The organism is Methylobacterium sp. CB376 (assembly GCF_029714205.1).
Classification (GTDB): domain Bacteria; phylum Pseudomonadota; class Alphaproteobacteria; order Rhizobiales; family Beijerinckiaceae; genus Methylobacterium.
The window spans coordinates 3,020,969-3,040,373 of sequence record NZ_CP121648.1 but is presented as its reverse complement, the minus strand read 5'-3'; the positions used below and the strand labels follow the sequence as shown (position 1 = coordinate 3,040,373).

The following is a 19,405-nucleotide window of genomic DNA, read 5'->3' as shown; positions in this document are numbered from 1 at the left end:
GCTCGGCATTGCCCCGCCGCGGGGCGCTGCCCCCGAGGCACGAAGCACAACGCCAACCGCATCTTACTAAACGTAAGGAAACGCGCCTTATACGTATTTCCGCAAGGAACGTGGCTTGTCTCAAGGTCGGCCCCGGCATAGCCGCCGGCGGTCGTCGTCCCAAGTCGGGCCAGATCCGCGCAGCGCCGTTCCGCGCGGACGGCGCCCGACCCGTGTGCTGTCGATCTGCCGAACAGGGAACAATGATGAGGCTCGCAAGGCTGCTTCCGACGATCGTACTCGCGCTCGCCCTGCTCGGCTGCGGGCTGGCGCTCTGGATCGGCCTCGGACACCAGCAGCACCTCGACACCTACGCGGTCACCCTGACCCGGCTGAAGGCCGCGAAGGCGCTCGCCGACATCCCGGCCGCGGCCGATCCGGAGCGCGGCCTCATGCAGCTGCAGCTCGGCACCGTGGCGCCCGGCGACACCTCCCAGAGCCAAGCCCTGATCGACGCCCGCAAGCCGGCCGACGCCGCCTTCCGGGCCGCGCAGGCCGCGGTCGGGCAACTCGTCGAGGCGCTGCCTGAACTCGCGCCCGTTCGGGCCGAACTCGACCGCCAGCGGGAGGTCTTCGCCGACCTGCGCCGACGCAGCGAGGAGATGATCCGCGGCGTGCCGATCGCGCAGCGCGGCAACGCCGCCGAGGCCGCGATCGACACCACGAGCCGGATGAACGAGGCGATCATCGGCATGATCCACGCGCAGCTGGCAGCGATCGCGCAGGTCGACGGCGTCGCCTTCGGCGCCGGCGATCTCGCTCTCACCGTGTGGGAATTGCGCGACGTGGCCGGGCGCATCGGCGGCGTCCTCCAGAACCTGATCGTCCAGGGCAAGCCGGTGCCCGAGGCGACCCGCACCACGCTCACCCAGCTGGACGGGCAGCTGCACCCGATCTGGACCCGCATCGCCGCGACCGGCGCCCGCCCGACCACCGCGCCCGCCCTGCGCGAGGCGATCCGGCAGGCCACCGCCGGCTACCACGAGCCCTTCAAGGCCCTGCGCGCCTCGCTCGGCACGGAATTCGCTACCGGCCAGTTCAGCATGGATGCGCCGCGCTTCCGCGAGGTGACGCTCAAGATGTGGCGGATCGTGCTGGAGGCGCGCGACGCCGCCTTCGACAGCGCGATCGCGCGGATCGAGGACCTCTCGGCCCGGGCGCGGTCCGAGGCCCGGCTGGCCTGGCTCACCCTCGCGTCCATGCTGGCCATCGCCGCCGCCGCCTTCTGGCTCATCCGGACCCGCGTCACCCGGCCGCTCGCCGCCATGACCGCCAGCATGCACCGCATCGCCTCGGGCGACCTCGACGCCGCCATCCCGGGCGTCGGCCGGCGCGACGAGATCGGCTCGATGGCCGAGGCCGTCCACGTCTTCCGCGACGGGCTGGCCCGCAACCGCACCCTCGAGGCCGAGGCCGAGGCCGCCCGCCGCGACGGCGAGGCCGTGCGCCGGCGCGCCATGACCGAGCTGGCCGACGCCTTCGAGCACTCGGTCGGCGGCATCGTGCAGGTCGTGTCCTCGGCCGCCACCGAACTCCAGGCCACCGCCCAGCACCTGACCGGCTCGGCCGACCACGCCTCGCGCCAGTCGCGCACCGTCACCGCCGCCGCCGGGCAGGCCGCCGGCAACGTCACCGCGGTGGCCGGCGCCGCCGAGGAGCTCGGCAGCTCGGTCGTCGAGATCGGCCGGCAGGTCGAGCACGCGGCCCAGCTGGCGAGCGGGGCCGTCCACGAGGCCACGGCGACCGCCGCCATCGTGGCGGACCTGCCGGCGGGCGCCTCGCGGATCGGCGCGATCATCGAGATGATCTCCGGGATCGCGGGCCAGACCAACCTGCTGGCCTTGAACGCCACGATCGAGGCGGCGCGGGCCGGCGAGGCGGGGCGCGGCTTCGCGGTGGTGGCCGCGGAGGTGAAGAGCCTGGCCGAGCAGACCGGCAAGGCGGCCAGCGAGATCGCCGGGCAGGTCTCGGCGATCCAGGGGACGATGCAGCGGGCGGTTCCGGCGATCGAGGGCATCTCGCGCACGATCGCGACGATCAACGCCACGGCCGCGGCGATCGCCGCGGCGGTGACGCAGCAGAGCGCGGCCACGCGGGAGATCGTGCAGTCGGTGAGCCACGCCTCGGCCGGGACCTCGGAGGTGACGACCACGATCGCGGATGTGGCCCGGGCCGCGGCCGAGACCGGGGCGGGGGCGGACCAGATCCTGGCCTCGGCGAGCGAGCTGGCGCGCCAGGCGGAGGTGCTGCGGGCCGAGATGGTGCGCTTCGTGGCCTCGGTCCGGGCCGCCTGACCGACGGTGCCGCGGCGTCGCCGCGGACGAGGATTCGCCGGGCCGCCGGGCCCGACGCACCGCTTCCGCGGCGCGCGCCGGCCCGGCAAGGCTCCGGACGGCCGCGAGGACCGATCCGGATCCCGCTCAGCCTTCCACCCGCGGCAGCGACCCCGCCATGCGCGCCCCGCACGCGGCCGGGCGCGCCACCGCCTCGCGGCGCCCCTCGATCGCCTGCCACAGCAGGAGGGAGGGCAGGCCGAGCACCACGTCCGGCACGCGCTTGACCAGCGAGAGGGCGAGCGCCGTCCCGGGATCGACGCCGAACAGCCCGCCGAGGAGGACCAGCCCGCCCTCCTGCACGCCGAGGCCGCTCGGGACCGGGAAGGCCGCCGAGCGGATCGCCTGGCTGAGCGATTCGAGCACCAGCGCCTCGGTCAGCGAGACGTGCTCCACCCCGATGCAGGTGAGGGCGATCCAGATCTCCAGCGCGCCCGCGAACCAGGCCGCGAGGTGCAGCAGGAACCCCTCCGCCAGCACCCGCCAGCGCCGCAGGTCCCAGAGCGCGTCGAGGGCCTGCTGCACGCCGATCTCGGGCGCGGTCCCGGAGGCCTCGCGCATGAAGCGCCGCCCGAGCGCCGCGATCCGGCGCTCGACCGCGCCCGCGCCGCCGAAGCGCTGCACCGCGTAGAAGCCGCCGAGGACCAGGGCGGCGAGGGCGAGACCCTGCGCGCACCAGGCCGCGACCTGCGCCGCCTGCTCGCCCTCGACCCGGAGCAGCAGGACCATCCCGAACAGCGCGAACAGGGCGAGGCCGACGATCTGGAAGAACAGGTCGACCACGATGCCCGCCGCCGCGACCGGCCCGGCCACGCCCCAGAAGGTGAGGAGACGCCCGCCCAGCACCTCGCCGCCCACCGAGGCGACGGGCAGGAGCACGTTCACGCCCTCGCGCACGAAGCGCAGCAGCACGAAGGGCCCGGCACCGATCTGCGGCACCCCCGCCACCCGGGCCCAGGCGAGGCCGCAGAGCAGCACGACGAGCGCCCGCACCAGCACCACGGCCGCCAGGCCCGCCGGGCCGATCCGCCCGAAGGCGGTGGCGACCGCGGAGAGATCGTGCACGCTCACCAGCCAGAGGGCGAGGACGAGGCCGGCGAGCGCCCCGATCAGGGGGACGCGCCGCATCAGGGCGCGGGCGAGCCGGCGCGTCGCCGCGGGCGGGCCGCCGCTCACCGGTGGGGCTCCGGCACCAGGATCTCCGCCATGGTCTCGGCCTCCGTCGCCGGATCGAGGACGAGGAGGCGCCCGGCCCGCAGGGAGGCCGGCGTCGCGAAGGTGAGGCTGCGCTTCGGGCAGAGGCCGAGGCAGCCGGTCTCGACGACGCGGACCTTGCGCTCGGGGCGGGCGCGCTTGAGCGCCCGCTTCAGGTCCTTGCGCACCCGGCCGCCCAGGCCCTGCCGCTTGGCGCATTTCGCGCAGACCACGACGAGGTCGTTCCAGGGCGCCGCGGCCGCTCTCGGCCGCCGCACCGCGCTGTCGCTCGCGCTCACACCGTCCCTCCGGGCCCCCGACGGGCCGGCCGGGGAGGTAGCGAGGGCCGGCCGGCCCCGCAACGCGGCATGCTGCGGCGCCCCGCGACACGGGGAAGCGCCGGAGGATCGCGGGCGATCGCTCCGGCGGGACGGGAAGGGGGCTTTCGGCACGGGAGCGACTTGCCTGCGACGGACGCGACCATCGCGGAACGGCCGAGGTCGCGCGGCGGTTCCGCCACGCTCGCGCCGTCAGGGTGACGCGCCGAGGCGGACGCAGCGCGCCGCGTGGCCCGGCGCCACCGCGATCCGGGGCGGCAGACCCGCCCGGCAGGGCGGCGCCGCGCGGGCGCAGCGGGGCTCGAAGGGGCAGCCGGGCGGCGGATCGGCGAGGTCCGGCGGCGAGCCCGGGATGGTCGCGAGCCGCACGCCCTTCGGCGAGGCCGGCGTGATGCGCGAGGCGAGCAGTCCCTGCGTGTAGGGATGGGCGGGCGTGCCGATCACCTCGCCGCTCGCCCCGACCTCGACGAGGTGGCCGCCATACATCACCGCCACCCGGTCCGCGACCTGGACGGCGACCCCGACATCGTGGGTCACGAAGATCACCGCGAGGCCGAGATCCCGCTGCAGCTCGCGCAGCAGGAGGAGGATCTGGATCTGCACGGTCGCGTCGAGGGCGGTGGTCGGCTCGTCGGCGAGGAGCAGTTTCGGCTTGCAGGCCAGCGCCAGCGCGATCATGGCGCGCTGGCGCATGCCCCCCGACATCTCGTGCGGGTAGGCGTCGAGCCGGCGCGACGCCGAGGGGATGTGCACCCGCTCGAAGAGTTCGAGCGCCCGCGCCCGCCCCTTCGCGAAGCTCGCGCCCTCGTGGCGGACCACCGCCTCGGCGATCTGGTCGCCGATCCGGTAGACGGGATCCAGGGCGAGGCCGGGATCCTGGAAGATCATCGAGACCGTGCCGCCGCGATAGGCCGCGAGGCTGCGCCGCCCGAGGGCGAGGACGTCCTGGCCGTCGACCCGCAGGCTGCCGCCGATCCGGGTGCGCCTCTCGGGCAGGAGCCGCATCAGGGCGCGCAGCGTCACGCTCTTGCCCGAGCCGGATTCGCCGAGCAGCGCCAGGGCGTCGCCGGCCCGCAGGTCGAGGTCGACGCCGCCGACCGCCCGGACCGGCTTGCGGCCGCCCAGGAAATCCACCGTGAGGCCGCGGACCTCGACGAGGGCGTCGGCGGCCGCCGCCTCGGGGCTGCGCAGGGGTGCGTTCATGGATCAGGCTGCCATCGGGAGGGCGGGGGCCTCGGGGTGGCCGGAGCCGGCCACCGCCCTGTGGCAGGCGGCGGCGTGGCCCGGCGCGACCTCGTCGAGGCCGGGCTCGCGCGCGCCGCAGATCGCGGCGGCGAAGCGGCAGCGGGTGTGGAAGCGGCAGCCGGGCGGCGGGTTGATCGGGTTCGGCGGGTCGCCCGTGAGGGGCGCCTCCTCGATGCGGGCGCCCGGATCGGTCGAGGGCTGCGAGGCCAGCAGCGCCGCCGTGTAGGGGTGGCGCGGGCTCGCCAGGATGGCGTCGGCCGGGCCGAGCTCGGCCACCTTGCCGAGATACATCACCATCACGCGGTCCGACATGAAGCGCACGACGTTGAGGTCGTGCGAGATGAACATGTAGGTCAGGCCGAACTCGCGCTTGAGATCGGTGAGGAGGTTGAGCACCTGCGCCTCGACGGACTTGTCGAGGGCGGAGACCGCCTCGTCGAGGATGAGCAGGCGCGGTTCGAGCGCGAGGGCCCGGGCGATGTTGACGCGCTGGCGCTGGCCGCCCGAGACCTCGTGCGGGTAGCGCGCCCCGAAGCGGCGCGGCTCCAGCCCGACCCGGCGCAGCAGGTCGTGGGCGCGCCCGAGCGCCGCGCGGCGCGACAGCCCGTGCGATTGCGGCCCGAACGCCACCGTCTCCTCGACGGTGAGGCGCGGGTTGAGCGAGGCGTAGGAATCCTGGAAGACCATCTGCACTTGCCGGCGATAGGACTTCAGGTCGAGGGCGCGCGAGCCGAGGAGCTCGCCGTCGAAGACGACGTCGCCCTGGTCCGGCGCGATGATCTGCATGAGCAGGCGGGCGGTGGTGGACTTGCCGCAGCCGGACTCGCCGACGACGCCGAGCGTCTCGCCCTTGAGGATGTCGAAGTCGACGCCGTCGACGGCCCGCACCACCGGCCCCTTGCCGAACAGCCCGCCCTTCGACCCGAAATGCTTCACGAGGCCCCGCACCGAGAGCAGGGGCTGGGCGGGGCCGCCGCGGTCGCGCGGGTCGAGCGTCTCGCTCATGAGCGCACCTCCATGGCCGAGCGCAGCCCGTCCGAGAGCAGGTTGAAGGAGATCGAGGTGACGAAGATCATCGCGCCCGGCAGCGCCGCCACGAGGGGGTTCACGTAGATCGCCGTGCGCAGGGTGTTGAGCATCAGGCCCCATTCGGGCTCCGGCGGCTTCACGCCGAGGCCCAGGAAGGAGAGGCCGGAGGCCAGGATCATCGAGACCGAGATCAGGCTCGTCGCGTAGACGAAGACGGGGCCGAGCACGTTGCCGAGCACCTGCACCCGCACCACGCGGAGCGGGTTCGCCCCCGAGATCCGGGCCGCCTCCACGTAGTCGCGATTGCGGATCTGGACCGTCACGCTCTCGGCCACGCGGGTGATCTGCGGCACGAACACCACGGTGAGCGACACGATCGAGTTGAGGATTCCCGCCCCCAGCGCCCCCGAGAGCGCGATGGCGAGGAGCACGGACGGGAAGGCGAAGAACACGTCGACGACCCGCATGATCAGCGTGTTGGCCCAGCCGCCCGCGTAGCCCGCCAGGATGCCGAGGCCCGACCCGACGAAGAAGGCGATCACCACCGGCAGCACGCCCATGAACAGCGAGAGCCGGCCCGCGTAGAGGAGGCGGCTCAGCATGTCGCGGCCGAGCTCGTCGGAGCCGAGCAGGTAGGTGGCGTCGCCGACGGGCTTGAGGCGGCGGATCATCGAGCCCTTGAACGGATCCATCGGAGCGATCAGCGGGGCGAAGACGGCCGCGAGCACGATCAGGAGGATCACCAGCAGGGCGGCCATCGCGACCCTGTCGCGCAGGAGGCGGGAGAGGACGCTGCCCCAGTAGCCGCGGCCGGCCTGGACCGGGGCCTCGGCGCTCTCCGCGGGGGCCGCCGCGCCCGGATCGGCGGAGGCGAGGGTGGTCGGAGGCGTCATCGGCTCAGGCCCTCTGGATGCGGGGGTCGAGGGCGGTCTGCACCACGTCGACCAGGAGGTTGAGGGTCACGAAGAACATCGCCAGCACCAGGATCGTCCCCTGGAGGAGGGGCAGGTCGCGCTGGAAGATCGCCGCGTTGAGGAGGAAGCCGGTGCCCGGCCACGCGAAGACGGTCTCGATCAGGATCGAGCCGCCGAGCAGGTAGCCGAGCTGCAGCCCCATGATGGCGATGGCGGTGGGGGCCGCGTTCTTGACCACGTGCCGGAACACGCCGAACTCGGACAGGCCCTTGGCGCGCAGCGCCTGGACGAAGTCCTGGTGCAGGATGTCCCCGACCAGCGCCCGCACGGTGCGGGAGATCACGCCCATGGGGATCACCGACATGGTGATGGCCGGCAGCACGAGGTAGCGCAGGTGCTCCGCGTCGGGCCACCAATCGCCCGACCCCTGCGGCCCGGCCCCGGTGGGCGGCAGCCAGCCGAGCGTCGCCGAGAACACGATCACCAACACGATGCCGAGCCAGTAATGCGGCACGCTCACCCCGAACACCGCGACGGCCGAGGCGAGCCGGTCGAGCCAGGAATCGCGGGCGTAGCCGGCGACGAAGCCGAAGAAGGTGCCGAAGGTGAAGCCGATCAGCGTCGCCACCGCGGCCAGGATCAGGCTGTTGGTGACCGCGCGGCCGACCTCCGCGGCGACCGGGCGGCCGGTCGCGATCGAGGTGCCGAGATCGCCGTGCAGCACCTTCCAGAGCCAGAGCCCGTACTGGACGGGGAGGGGCTTGTCGAAGCCGTAGGCCGCGCGCATCTGCGCCTGCATCTCGGCGGTGGCGTCGACGGGCAGGATCGCGCTCAGCGGATCGCCCGGGGCGAGGTGCACGAGGAGGAAGCAGACGAGGCTCACCCCGAGGGCGACCGGCGCCGCGTAGGCGACGCGCTTCAGGACGAAGGAGAGCATGGGGCTTCGGGCCTCCGTGAGTGGCGGCCGGCGCCCGGAGCGCGCGGCGCGGGCGCGGGACCGGCTTTCCGGACGGCGGCGTTCCCCGATGGCGGCCCGGCCCGCCGCGCGGGCCGGGTCGACGCCTGCCGCGCGGGCCGGGTCACTTGTCCATCGAGATCGACGAGAAGTTCTGGAACCAGCTCTGCGCCTGGACGAAGCCCTTCACCTTCGGGCTCATCGCCCGCGGGTTCACGTCGTGCGTCACCATCAGGAAGAGCGCGTCGTCGACGAATTTCTCGTGGATCTTCCGCAGCACGGCGGTCTGCGCCGCCGGATCGAAGGTGGTGCGAACCTGATCGAACAGCTTGTCCATCTCAGGGTCGCAGTAGGAGCCCCAGTTGGTGCCGTTCGGGGGCGCCAGGTTGCACTGGGCGTGGCGGATGAAGGCGGTGAACGGATCCTGGATCAGGTAGGAGTAGTTCATGCCGGTGGCGCCCCGCGCGCTCTCGCTCTTGGCGCCGGCGCGCCAGATGTTGATGAGCGTGTTCCATTCCACGACCTCGAAATCGACCTTGATGCCGACCTCGGCGAGGTTCTGCTGGATGAACTCGTTCATCGGCAGAGGCTGCATCTGACCCGAGCCGGAGGCCGAGATCAGGATCTTGGTGGTGACCGGCTTGTTCGGGCCGTAGCCGGCCTCCTTCAGGAGCACCTTGGCCTGTTCGGGGTCGTACTTCACCTTGAAGGCCGGCGTGCCGAACCAGGGATGGCCCGGGGTCATGAAGCCCTCGGCCGGCACCGCGAGGCCGCCCAGGAACTCCTTGAGCCCCTCGCGGTCGACCGCGAGGTTCGCCGCCTTGCGGACCCGGATGTCGTTCCAGGGCGAGCCCTCGACCCGCGACAGGTGCCACGTCCAATTGTGCGGGTAGAGGTTCGTGACGATCCGGAAGCCCGCCGCCTTGAGCGACGCGAGCGCGTCCGGGGCCGGCGCCTCGATCCAGTCGACCTGGCCCGAGCGCAGGGCCGCCACGCGGGCATTGGCCTCGGGCAGGGGGATCAGCACCAGCTTGTCGAGCTTGGGCACCCGCGCCTTGTCCCAGTACGCCTTGTTCGGGGTGAGCTCCGCCCGCTCCCGGGGCACGAAGGTGGTGATCTTCCACGGGCCGGTGCCGGAGGGCGCCTTCGCGACCGCGTCCCAGCTGCGGCCCTGCTTCTCCCAGTTCGCCGGCGAGGACATCAGGATCCAGGCGATCTGGAACGGGAAGGTGGCGTCCGGGGTCTTGGTGACGATCTCGACCGTCTTGGGGTCGACGGCCCGGTAGCTCGCCACGCTCGGGATGCGGGTGCGCCCCTGCGCCGATTGGCGCGGGTCGAATTGCGGGCTGTCGTTCTTGAGGAGCTTGTCGAGGTTCCAGACCACCGCGTCGGCGTCGAAGGGCGAGCCGTCGTGGAAGGTCACGCCCTCGCGCAGGGTGAAGATCCACTTGCGCGTGTCGTCGGGGTCGGTTTTCCAGGCGGTGGCGAGGCCCGGGGTCAGTTCGGAGGCCTTGTCGGCACTGCCGAGGTCCCAGTTGATGAGCGCGTCATAGGCCGTGTAGCCCATGAAGCGCATGCCCTCGCCGCCATTGTCCGCCTGGCCGGTGGTCAGCGGGATGTCGGAGGCGGTCATCCCGATGCGGAGCACGCCCTGCGCCGCGGCCGGCAGGGCCAGGACGGCAGCGAGAACGAGACCCAGGATCGGGCTGCGGAAAGACCATGGCCTCACGGAACACCTCGCGCTTCTGTTGGCGCCGGGGGCTTAGCAAGAGGCCTGCCATCGTCCGCCGGGGCGCGGCCGGGAGGCCGTCGTCGAGGCGACTAAACCGAAGGCAGGAAAGCCGCGATCAATCGGCCCTCGGATCAGGGCCGGCGCGAATGCGTCGCATAGACGTGCAGGCAAGGATGCGGCGGAGCGGATTGCTTCAGAAATAGGCAGCGGCCGGTCGGTCGAGATCGAGTTCGACGGTCACCGGCACGTGGTCCGAGGGCTTCTCCAGGCCGCGCAGGTGCTTCTGCACCGAGGCGGAGACCAGCCGGTCGAGGGCCTGGGGCGACAGCAGCAGGTGGTCGATGCGGATGCCGAGATTCCGCGGCCACGCGCCGGCCTGGTAGTCCCAGAAGGTGTAGAGGCCGGGCCGCTCGTCGCAGGCCCGCAGGGCGTCGGCGAAGCCCTCGTTGAGGAGCGCCCGGAAGGCCGCGCGGCTCTCGGGCCGGAACAGCGCGTCGCCGAGCCAGGCCGCGGGATCGGCCACGTCGACCGGCTCCGGGATCACGTTGTAGTCGCCGGCCAGCACCAGCACCTCCTCCCGCTCCCGAAGCTGGCGCGCGTGGGCGGTGAGGCGGCGCAGGAAGGCGAGCTTGTCGTCGAATTTCGGCGTCCCGACCGGGTTGCCGTTCGGCAGGTAGATCGAGGCGACCCGCAGGTTCGCCGCCGGCGTCGGGATCAGGGCCTCGATGTAGCGGGCCTGGGCGTCCTCGGGATCGCCCGGCAGGCCGCGGCGCAGCTCGCGCAGGGGCAGGGGCTGGCGCGCCAGCAGGGCGACGCCGTTGAACGCCTTCTGGCCGTGGGTCGCCACCACGTAGCCCGCCTCCTCGATCTCGGTGCGCGGGAAGCTCTCGTCGACGCATTTCAGCTCCTGGAGGCAGACCACGTCGGGCTTGGCCTCCTCCAGGAAGGCGAGCAGGTGGCCGAGGCGCTGCCTGATCGAGTTGACGTTCCAGGTGGTGATCCGCATCGCAACCCGCTTCCGCCGAGGAGGGCCGTGCCCGCGTCGCGCGCGAGGAGGGCGGCGCCCGTCATCGGGGTTTCGCCGAGCCTTTGCAAGGAGAGGCGGGGCGAGGGGGGCTTGGCCGATGGGATGGTGGGAGCCGGTTCGCGCCTATTGCGAGCGCGGGGATGCGGGGTTCTGGGCCGAGCCGCTGAACGCGGTCTCGAACGCGGCCTTCCTGGCGGCGTGCCTGCTGCTCCTCGCCCGGGCCGGGCGCCGGCCCCGCAACGCCGCCTCGCTGGCGCTCGCCGCGCTGATCGGCGTGATCGGGATCGGCAGCTTCCTGTTCCACACGCTCGCGGTGCGCTGGGCCGAACTCGCCGACGTGCTGCCGATCGCAATCTTCATCCACGCCTATTTCTTCCTCGCCCTGCACCGGCTGCTCGGCCTCGGCGCGGGACGGAGCGCGCTCGCGACCCTCGCCTTCGCGGCGGCGGGATTAGGCTTCGAGCCGGGCCTCTCGGCGCTCGCCGGCCGCGGGCTCGCGGCGGCGACGAACGGCTCGCTCGCCTACCTGCCCGCCCTGCTCGCCCTGCTGGGCGTCGGCGCCGCCCTGCGCGCCTCGGCGCGGCCCGCCCGCGTCCAGGCCGGATCGGCGATGCTCGGCCTCTCCGGCCTGTTCCTCGCCTCGCTCGCCGCCCGCACCCTCGACGCGCCGCTCTGCGGGGCGATCCCGATCGGCATCCACTGGTTGTGGCACGTGATGAATGCGGCCCTGCTCGCCGGACTCGTGACGCTGCTCGCGCAAGCAGGGCGCGAGCCGCCGGGCTGATCCCGTCCGCTCGGGAAAGGCCGGCCCGCGCTTCCTTGCACGGGCCCGGAAATCGTTGCAGAAGGTCCGCGTCTGCCTGAGGCCGCGCTTCGGGCGCCGCGAAGGTCGTTGGATGCGCGCATGACTCAGAGCCTCCGCCTCGGCGTCGCCGGCCTCGGCACGGTGGGCGCCGCCGTCATGCGCATGCTGGAGCGCCGCGCCGCGGTGCTGACGGCCGCGTCCGGGCGCCCGATCACCGTGACGGCCGTCTCGGCCCGCGACCGCGGCCGCGACCGCGGCCTTTCCCTGGCGGAGGTGGCGTGGTTCGACGATCCCGTGGCCCTCGCCCGCTCGGGCGAGGTCGATTGCGTGGTCGAGCTGATCGGCGGGGCGGAGGGCGCGGCCCGCGCCACCGTCGAGGCGGCGCTCGCCGCCGGCAAGCACGTGGTGACCGCCAACAAGGCGCTCCTCGCCCGCCACGGCGCGGATCTCGCCCGGGCGGCCGAGCGGGCGGGCGCGGCGCTGGCCTTCGAGGCCTCGGCGGCCGGCGGCATCCCGGTGGTCAAGACCCTGCGCGAGGCGCTGTCCGGCAACGCGATCTCGCGGGTCTACGGGATCCTGAACGGCACCTGCAACTACATCCTGAGCCGGATGGAGCTGGAGGGCCTGACCTTCGAGGCCTGCCTGAAGGACGCGCAGGCCCTCGGCTACGCGGAGGCCGACCCGACCTTCGACGTCGAGGGCTTCGACACCGCCCACAAGCTCGCCGTGCTCACCAGCCTCGCCTTCGGCAGCGAGATCGACGCGGAGGGCATCTCGGTCGAGGGCATCTCGGCGATCACGCCCCTCGACCTGCGCATGGCCGAGGAACTCGGCTACCGGATCAAGCTCCTGGGCGTGGCCGAGGCGACGCCGGCCGGCATCGAGCAGCGCGTGCACCCGACCATGGTGCCGCGCTCCTCGGCGATCGCGCAGGTGATGGGCGTGACGAACGCCGTCACGATCGACACGGACGCGCTGCGCGAATTGACGCTGATCGGTCCCGGCGCCGGGGGCGACGCCACCGCCTCGGCGGTGGTCGCCGACATCGCCGACGTGGCCGCCGGCCGGATCGTCCCGGCCTTCGGGCGCCCGGCCGGCTCGCTGGTGCGCCCGCCCCGGGCCGAGATGCAGCGCCACGAGGGCGGCTACTACATCCGCCTGACCGTGCACGACCGGCCGGGCGTGGCGGCGGGCGTGGCGGCCCGGATGGCCGAGCGCGAGATCTCGCTGGAGAGCATCCTGCAGCGCCGCTCCGAGAACGCGGCCGCCCAGGACCCGCACGGGCGATCGGGCATGCCGGTGCCGCTCGTGCTCATCACCTACGCGGCGACGGAGGCGGCGATCCGCGCCAGCCTCGACGCGATGGCGGCGGACGGCTTCCTCTCGGAGCCGCCGCAGGTCATCCGGATCGAGCGGGACTGACGGCCCGCGCCGCCCTGACAGAGTTTGACGAGGAACCTGACCGCATGTCGGACGCCACCAAGGCCGCCCCGAGCCCGATCATCGAGCGCATCCTCACCCTCGAACTGGTGCGCGTGACGGAGCGCGCGGCCGTCGCCGCCGCCCGCCTGCGCGGCCAGGGCAACGAGAAGGCCGCCGACCAAGCCGCCGTCGACGCGATGCGGCGCGAGCTGAACCGCCTGCCGATCGCCGGCACGGTGGTGATCGGCGAGGGCGAGCGCGACGAGGCCCCGATGCTGTTCATCGGCGAGACCCTCGGCAACGGCCAGGGGCCGAAGGTCGACATCGCGGTCGATCCCCTCGAGGGCACCACGCTCTGCGCCAAGGACATGCCGGGCTCGGTCGCCGTGATGGCGATGGCGGAGGGCGGCACGCTGCTGGCCGCGCCGGACGTCTACATGCACAAGATCGCGGTCGGCCCCGGCTATCCGCGCGGCGTGGTCGACCTCGACGCGAGCCCCGAGGACAACATCCAGGCGCTCGCCAAGGCCAAGGGGGTCCCGCCCTCGGAGATCACCGCCCTCGTCCTCGACCGGCCGCGCCACACCGACCTGATCGCGGCGATCCGCCGGACGGGCGCCGGCGTGCGCCTGATCTCGGACGGTGACGTGGCCGGCGTGATCTTCACGACCATGCCGGAGGAGACCGGGATCGACATCTATCTCGGCATCGGCGCGGCCCCCGAGGGCGTGCTGGCGGCCGGCGCCCTGCGCTGCATCGGCGGCCAGATGCAGGGGCGGCTGATCCTCGACACCCAGGAGAAGCGGGACCGCGCCGCCAAGATGGGCGTGCAGGATCCCAACCGCCGCTACGACCTGGAGGATCTCGCCCGCGGCGACGTGGTGGTGGCGCTCACCGGCGTGACCGACGGCGCCCTGGTCAAGGGCGTCCGCTTCGGGCGGGAGGTGGTGCAGACCGACACGATCGTCTATCGATCCCACACGGGCACGGTGCGCCGCATCCAGGCGGAGCACCGCGACTTCACCAAGTTCCACCTGAAGTAGGAGGCGCGATGACGGCTCCTCTGGTTCGGCCGTTGCGGCCCGACGAGCGGGCCGTCTGGGAGCCCCTCTGGCAGGGCTACCTGCGCTTCTACGGCGGGAGCGTCGCGCCCGAGGTCTGCGACACGACCTGGGCGCGCCTGCACGATCCGTCCGAGCCGATGCACGGGCTGGTGGCGGAGGCGGACGGGGCGGTGATCGGCCTCGTGCACTACATCTTCCACCGCTCGACCTGGACGGTGGGACCCTACTGCTACCTGCAGGACCTGTTCACGGCGGAGGCGGCCCGCGGCCGCGGAGCCGGGCGCGCGCTGATCGAGGCCGTCTACGAGAAGGCGCGGGAGGCGGGGGCGAGCCGGGTCTACTGGCTGACCCAGGAGGGCAACATCACGGCCCGCGCGCTCTACGACACGCTGGCGGACCGCTCGGGCTTCATCCAGTACCGGAAGATCCTGTGATCCGGGATCCGCTTGATCGGAGCGGCTCCCGGATCACGCGCCTGAGCGCGGCGCCTGAGCGAAGACGACATCCGCATGGCCGACATGGGAGATGGCGAAGCCATCAACCGGATGGCGGATGAGGCGGTGAGCGGCCGGGGCTTTCGGCGCAGCATGTCGGGCGCGCTGCGGCGGCCGCCACATCCGCATCGGGGACGCGGCGCGCGCCGCACGGATCGGGCCGGAGCGGCGCGCGACGGTTCACCGGAACAGCGAGGCCATCCCGCCCTGCACACGCCCGAGCCCCTGGCGGGCGACCGCGTTGTTCTGGTCGATCGCCGTGGCGCGCTGGTAGCTCTCCATCGCCTCCTGGCGACGGCCCGACTTCTCGTAGGCGACGCCGCGATAGGCCCAGGAATCCGCGTCCTTGTTGTTCACGTTCAGGGCCGCGTTGAAGTCCTCGATCGCCTTGTCGTACTGGTTCGTGGCGATCAGGCTCTGGCCGCGGGCCGCGTAGGGGGCGCTCACGAAGGGGTTGCGGTCGATCGCGGCGTCGAAATCGCCGATCGCCGCCCGGTGCTGGCCCTGCGCCTGCCGCACCAGGCCGCGGGCGTGGTAGGCCTCCGCCGATTCGGGCGTGAGGCGGATCGCCTGGCTCAGGTCCGAGTAGGCCGCCTCGTAATTGCCCATCGCCCGCTGCAGGTTCGCCCGCCCGATATAGGCCGCGCTGTAGTTCGGATCGGCCGTGAGGGCGCGCGTGAAGTCCTGCAGCGCGGCGTCGTTGCGGCCCGACTGACGGTAGGCCAGCGCCCGGTTGCTGTAGGCCGAGGCGGAATTCGGATCGAGCTGCACCGCCTTGGTGAAGTCCGCGATCGCCTCGCCGTAATTGCCCGCCCGGGCATAGGCGGCGCCGCGGGTGTTGTAGGCGGCCGGATCGCTCGGGTTGCGCTGGATCACGTCCGTGAGCGAGGCGATGTTCACGTCGGCCGCGCCGGTCTTGTCGGTCTCCAGCACGGCGAATTGCCGCGTCGCGGTGGCGCGGCTGACGGTGTCGCAGCCGGCGAGCTGCAACGCCGCGAGGGCGGTCGCTCCGAGCACGGCCGCCGGCTTCGTCCGGCGCAGCACGATCACAGCCTTCATCCCCTCGTCCCCCAGCGGCGGCGCAAGCCCTGGCCGCGCGGTCTGTCACCCCATCGGATCGCGGCACCCGCGTGATCCCGTCCGGAATGGACCGTCGGGGATCGCGGTGAATGCCGCCTTAAGCGTCCGCGTGGCCCCGCTTCACAGGGCCGATGTGGCGAAGGTGTGGCTGCGGCCGGGTGCGCCGGGCCGGACGGTGCGGGGAGGCGCCCTCTGTGGCGCCGGCGCCGCAGGCGGCGCGCGGCTGCCGCCCGCGCCTCGCCGGGACGGCCTCGCCATATCCTTCGCCGAAGCGATGACCGCTTCGGCGGCGGAAGTGACGCGGGATCGCGACTCTGAGCGGAATCCCGTCGGGCGTTTGCGCTTATCCCGGCGGTGATTTCTCGTGACCGCTGGTTCCGTTCTCGGATCGTCGCCAAGCCTTTTCGCCAAGCCGTCCCGCCAAGCCGTCTCGCCAAGCCTTTGGCTTGGTGTCGACAATCCGGGATGGTCAACGCCCCGATGCGTCAGCATCCTGGGGGCGTTTGCGCTTAGAGTGCTGCACCCGGGTCCGACAGAGGCCCGCGGACGAGGGAGGATGCGATGAGGGAGACGGAGCGCGGGCCCCGCGGGGGCCTGCGGCGGACGATGCTGGCCGGGATGACGGCCCTGCTGCTGGGATTCGCCGGGCCCGTCCTGGCCGAGGCCCCCGCGGCGCGGCGCGGCGGAGACGTCCTCGCGCCGGCCAGTCCGGAGGAGGTCGGGCTCTCCTCGGAGCGCCTGAAGGGAATCGGGCGGGTGATCGAGGCCGAGGTCGCGGCCGGCCGGCTCCCGGGCGCGGTCGTGATGATCGCCCGGCACGGGCGCCTTGCCTTCGCGGAGAGTTTCGGCTTCCGCGACCGGCCGGCCGGGGAGCCCCTCGCCAAGGACGCGATCTTCCGCATCTACTCGATGACGAAGCCGCTGGTCTCGGTCGGGGCGATGATGCTGGTGGAGGACGGGGCGCTCCAGCTGACCGACCCGGTCGCCAAGCACCTGCCGGACTTCAAGGACCTGAAGGTCGCGGTCCAGAAGCCGAACGCCCTCGGCGAGGTGGCCTACGACCTCGTGCCGGCCGAGCGCGCGCCGACCGTGCAGGATCTGCTGCGCCACACGGCCGGGCTCGCCTACGGGGAGATCACCACCAACCCGCTGGTCAAGGCCGCCTACGTCAAAGCCGGCCTGTACAAGCCGGATTTCGACTACAACACCACCGACCTCACGCCCGAGGAATTCACGAGCCGCATCGCCGCCGCCCCGCTCGCCTACCAGCCCGGCACGGTCTGGCAGTACAGCCTCGCGGTCGACGTGCTCGGCCGCGTGATCGAGAAGGTCTCCGGCAAGCGGCTCGGCGCCTTCCTGGAGGAGCGCCTGTTCCGGCCCCTCGGCATGACCGAGACCGGCTTCTCGGTCCCGCCCGAGAAGGCGGGCCGGATCGCGCTGCCGCTCGCCACCGACCCGGCCACCGGGGCGCCCAACCGGCTCATCGACGGCGCGGTGCCGCGGAACGATTCGGGCGGGGCCGGCGGCTACGGCACGGCGGCGGATTACCTGCGCTTCGCGCAGGCCATGCTCGACGGCGGCCGCCTCGCCGGCACGCGGATCCTCAGCCGCAAGAGCGTCGAGCTGATGACCTCCGACCATCTCGGCGAGCGCATCCGGCCCGTCGCCACGCCGGGCGACCTGCTGATGGGCGTGCCCGGCTACACGTTCGGGCTCGGCTTCATGGTGCGCAAGGAGGCGGGGATCGCCGGGGTGCCGGGCTCGGCCGGGGAGTTCATATGGGCGGGCTACGCCGGCACCTTCTTCTGGGTCGATCCCAGGGAGGATCTCGCGGTGGTGATCATGACCCAGGCGCCGGGCCCGAGCCGGGCCTTCTACCGGCGCGCGTTCAAGCAGCTGGTCTACGCCGCGATCGCGGATTGAGGCGGCGCGCCTGCTGCCGCCGTCAGGCCGGCGGCAGCAGGCGCGTCACGTGGCCCATCTTGCGGCCGGGGCGGGCCTTGCCCTTGCCGTAGAGGTGGAGGTGGCTGCCGGGCTCGGCGAGGATCTGGCGCCACGCCTCGACCGCCGGCCCGACCAGGTTGCGCATCTCGACGGCGGCGCCGCCGACCCGCCCGGTGGCGCCGAGGGGCCAGCCGCAGATCGCCCGCACGTGCTGGGCGAATTGCGAGGTCAGCGCGCCCTCGATGGTCCAGTGCCCGGAATTGTGCACCCGCGGGGCGATCTCGTTGACGACGACGTGGGCGCGGCCGTCGCCGCCCCGGACCAGGAACATCTCGACCGCGAGCACGCCGACGTAGCCGAGCGCCTCGGCGATCCGGCGGGCGATGCCGAGCGCCTCCTCGCAGCTCTCCGGGTCCATCCCGGGCGCCGGCACCAGGGTGCGGTCGAGGATGTGGTCGCGGTGCTCGTTGCCGCAGGGATCGTAGGCCGAGAAGGTGCCGTCCCCGGCCCGGGCCGCCACCACCGAGACCTCGCTCTCGAAGGGCACGAAGCCCTCCAGGATGCAGGGCTGGTGGCCGAGCGACGCCATCACCGCCTCGGCGTCGAGCGGCGCATCCGGGCGCAGCATGCGCTGACCCTTGCCGTCGTAGCCGAAGCGGCGGGTCTTGAGCACGGCGGGCAGCCCGAGCGCGGCCACCGCCTCGGCGAGGCCCGCCGCGTCGTCGACGGCCCGGAACGGGGCGGTGGGGATGCCCAGCCCCGCCACGAAGCTCTTCTCCGCCAGCCGGTCCTGGGTGGTGGCGAGCGCCGCGGCGCTCGGGTGCAGGGGCTTGGCGGCGGACAGGATCTCGGCGGTCCGGCGCGGGACGTTCTCGAACTCGTAGGTGACGACGTCGACTGCCGCCGCGAAGGCGGCGAGGGCCGCCTCGTCCTCGTAGGCCGCCACCGTGCGGGCGGCGGCGACGTCGAAGGCCGGGCTGTCGTCGTCCGGCGCGTAGACGTGGACCTTGAGGCCGTAGGCCGCCGCGGCGAGCGCGATCATGCGGCCGAGCTGGCCGCCGCCGACGATGCCGACGGTGCGGCCGGGGGCGAGCGGGGTGGGCTGAGTCATGGGCGGGTCGCTGGTCTCGGCACTCACGGGGCGGAGGAATCCGGGCGCTCGGCCACCGCCCCGCTCTGGCGGGCGCGCCACGCGTCGAGCCGGGCGGCGAGGTCGGGATCCGAGAGGGCGAGGATGGCGGCCGCGAGGAGCGCGGCGTTGACGGCGCCGGCCCGGCCGATCGCGAGCGTGCCGACCGGGATGCCGGCCGGCATCTGCACGATCGACAGCAGGCTGTCCTGGCCCGAGAGCGCCTTGGACTCCACGGGCACGCCGAGGACCGGCAGCGGCGTCAGCGACGCCACCATGCCGGGCAGGTGCGCCGCGCCGCCCGCCCCCGCGATCACCACCTGGAATCCCGCCGCCCTGGCGCCCTTGGCGAAGGCGACCATGCGCTCGGGCGTGCGATGCGCGGAGACGATGCGGGCGTCGTAGGCGATCCCGAGGGCGTCGAGGGTCTCGGCGGCGTGCCGCATCGTGGCCCAGTCCGACTGGCTGCCCATGATGACCGCGACCGCGGGCGATGCCGCCATGCTCTCACGCCCTCCCGTACGATTTCCGGTCGATTGCCCCGCAATGCGGAAATCGGCTTCGCTCGGGCGCCGCGCGGGTCGAGGATCCGGGTGCCGAACCGATGGTTCGGATCCCGGAACGGAACCGCCCCGCGATGCCGGGCCCTCTCCCCGCACTA

Annotated in this window: 17 protein-coding genes; 6 read left to right on the top strand and 11 right to left on the bottom strand. The window is 73.1% G+C overall.

The window, feature by feature from the left end:
• Nucleotides 1–245: 245 nt before the first annotated feature.
• A complete protein-coding gene (locus tag QA634_RS13725) occupies nt 246–2,333 on the top strand; it encodes a methyl-accepting chemotaxis protein (protein WP_043702381.1) in 2,088 nt (695 codons plus the stop codon).
• A 126-nt stretch (nt 2,334–2,459) separates the two neighbouring features.
• Here QA634_RS13725 and QA634_RS13720 read toward each other — a convergent pair whose 3' ends face one another.
• From QA634_RS13720 to xth, 8 genes are all read right to left on the bottom strand, one after another.
• Nucleotides 2,460–3,548 carry a lysylphosphatidylglycerol synthase domain-containing protein gene (locus QA634_RS13720; protein WP_012332552.1) on the bottom strand — a complete coding sequence of 363 codons (1,089 nt, stop codon included), beginning with the start codon at nt 3,546–3,548 and terminating at the stop codon, nt 2,460–2,462.
• Complete coding sequence (locus tag QA634_RS13715; protein WP_012332551.1) at nt 3,545–3,865, bottom strand: (2Fe-2S) ferredoxin domain-containing protein; 321 nt, start codon at nt 3,863–3,865, stop codon at nt 3,545–3,547. The genes QA634_RS13720 and QA634_RS13715 overlap by 4 nt, the downstream gene beginning before the upstream one ends.
• 231 nt (nt 3,866–4,096) lie before the next feature.
• Nucleotides 4,097–5,107, bottom strand: coding sequence for an ABC transporter ATP-binding protein (locus tag QA634_RS13710; RefSeq protein WP_012332550.1), 1,011 nt, complete (start codon nt 5,105–5,107; stop codon nt 4,097–4,099).
• Between the two features lie 3 nt (nt 5,108–5,110).
• The gene (locus QA634_RS13705; RefSeq protein ID WP_012332549.1) at nt 5,111–6,154 is read right to left on the bottom strand and encodes an ABC transporter ATP-binding protein; all 1,044 of its coding nucleotides are present in this window, start codon (nt 6,152–6,154) and stop codon (nt 5,111–5,113) included.
• A complete protein-coding gene (locus tag QA634_RS13700; RefSeq protein ID WP_012332548.1) occupies nt 6,151–7,071 on the bottom strand; it encodes an ABC transporter permease in 921 nt (306 codons plus the stop codon). The genes QA634_RS13705 and QA634_RS13700 overlap by 4 nt, the downstream gene beginning before the upstream one ends.
• Nucleotides 7,072–7,075: 4 nt before the next feature.
• Complete coding sequence (locus tag QA634_RS13695) at nt 7,076–8,029, bottom strand: ABC transporter permease (RefSeq protein ID WP_012332547.1); 954 nt, start codon at nt 8,027–8,029, stop codon at nt 7,076–7,078.
• 142 nt (nt 8,030–8,171) lie between these two features.
• The gene (locus QA634_RS13690; RefSeq protein WP_012332546.1) at nt 8,172–9,776 is read right to left on the bottom strand and encodes an ABC transporter substrate-binding protein; all 1,605 of its coding nucleotides are present in this window, start codon (nt 9,774–9,776) and stop codon (nt 8,172–8,174) included.
• Nucleotides 9,777–9,972: 196 nt separating this feature from the next.
• Entirely contained in the window at nt 9,973–10,785 is an 813-nt protein-coding gene (gene xth / locus QA634_RS13685) for an exodeoxyribonuclease III (RefSeq protein WP_012332545.1), read from the bottom strand.
• A gap of 118 nt (nt 10,786–10,903) precedes the next feature.
• Between xth and QA634_RS13680 the strand changes: the two genes are divergently transcribed.
• The 4 genes from QA634_RS13680 (at nt 10,904) to QA634_RS13665 (ending at nt 14,531) form a co-directional block, all read left to right on the top strand.
• Nucleotides 10,904–11,590, top strand: coding sequence for a ceramidase domain-containing protein (locus tag QA634_RS13680; protein ID WP_012332544.1), 687 nt, complete (start codon nt 10,904–10,906; stop codon nt 11,588–11,590).
• A 120-nt stretch (nt 11,591–11,710) separates the two neighbouring features.
• Entirely contained in the window at nt 11,711–13,033 is a 1,323-nt protein-coding gene (locus tag QA634_RS13675) for a homoserine dehydrogenase (RefSeq protein ID WP_012332543.1), read from the top strand.
• Between the two features lie 44 nt (nt 13,034–13,077).
• Nucleotides 13,078–14,076 (top strand): class II fructose-bisphosphatase, encoded by a 999-nt coding sequence (gene glpX / locus QA634_RS13670; protein ID WP_012332542.1) that lies wholly within the window; start codon nt 13,078–13,080, stop codon nt 14,074–14,076.
• Nucleotides 14,077–14,084: 8 nt separating this feature from the next.
• Nucleotides 14,085–14,531, top strand: a complete 447-nt coding sequence (locus tag QA634_RS13665; RefSeq protein ID WP_012332541.1) for a GNAT family N-acetyltransferase — start codon at nt 14,085–14,087, stop codon at nt 14,529–14,531.
• 240 nt (nt 14,532–14,771) lie between these two features.
• Here QA634_RS13665 and QA634_RS13660 read toward each other — a convergent pair whose 3' ends face one another.
• Nucleotides 14,772–15,650, bottom strand: coding sequence for a tetratricopeptide repeat protein (locus QA634_RS13660; RefSeq protein ID WP_012332540.1), 879 nt, complete (start codon nt 15,648–15,650; stop codon nt 14,772–14,774).
• Nucleotides 15,651–16,232: 582 nt separating this feature from the next.
• Between QA634_RS13660 and QA634_RS13655 the strand changes: the two genes are divergently transcribed.
• Complete coding sequence (locus QA634_RS13655; RefSeq protein ID WP_012332539.1) at nt 16,233–17,594, top strand: serine hydrolase domain-containing protein; 1,362 nt, start codon at nt 16,233–16,235, stop codon at nt 17,592–17,594.
• A gap of 22 nt (nt 17,595–17,616) precedes the next feature.
• On the opposite strand, the gene QA634_RS13650 is transcribed toward QA634_RS13655, so the two are convergent.
• Entirely contained in the window at nt 17,617–18,726 is a 1,110-nt protein-coding gene (locus tag QA634_RS13650; protein WP_043701174.1) for a 5-(carboxyamino)imidazole ribonucleotide synthase, read from the bottom strand.
• A gap of 23 nt (nt 18,727–18,749) precedes the next feature.
• On the bottom strand, nt 18,750–19,247 hold the full coding sequence (gene purE, locus QA634_RS13645) for a 5-(carboxyamino)imidazole ribonucleotide mutase (RefSeq protein ID WP_012332537.1): 498 nt from the start codon (nt 19,245–19,247) through the stop codon (nt 18,750–18,752).
• Nucleotides 19,248–19,405 lie beyond the last annotated feature (158 nt).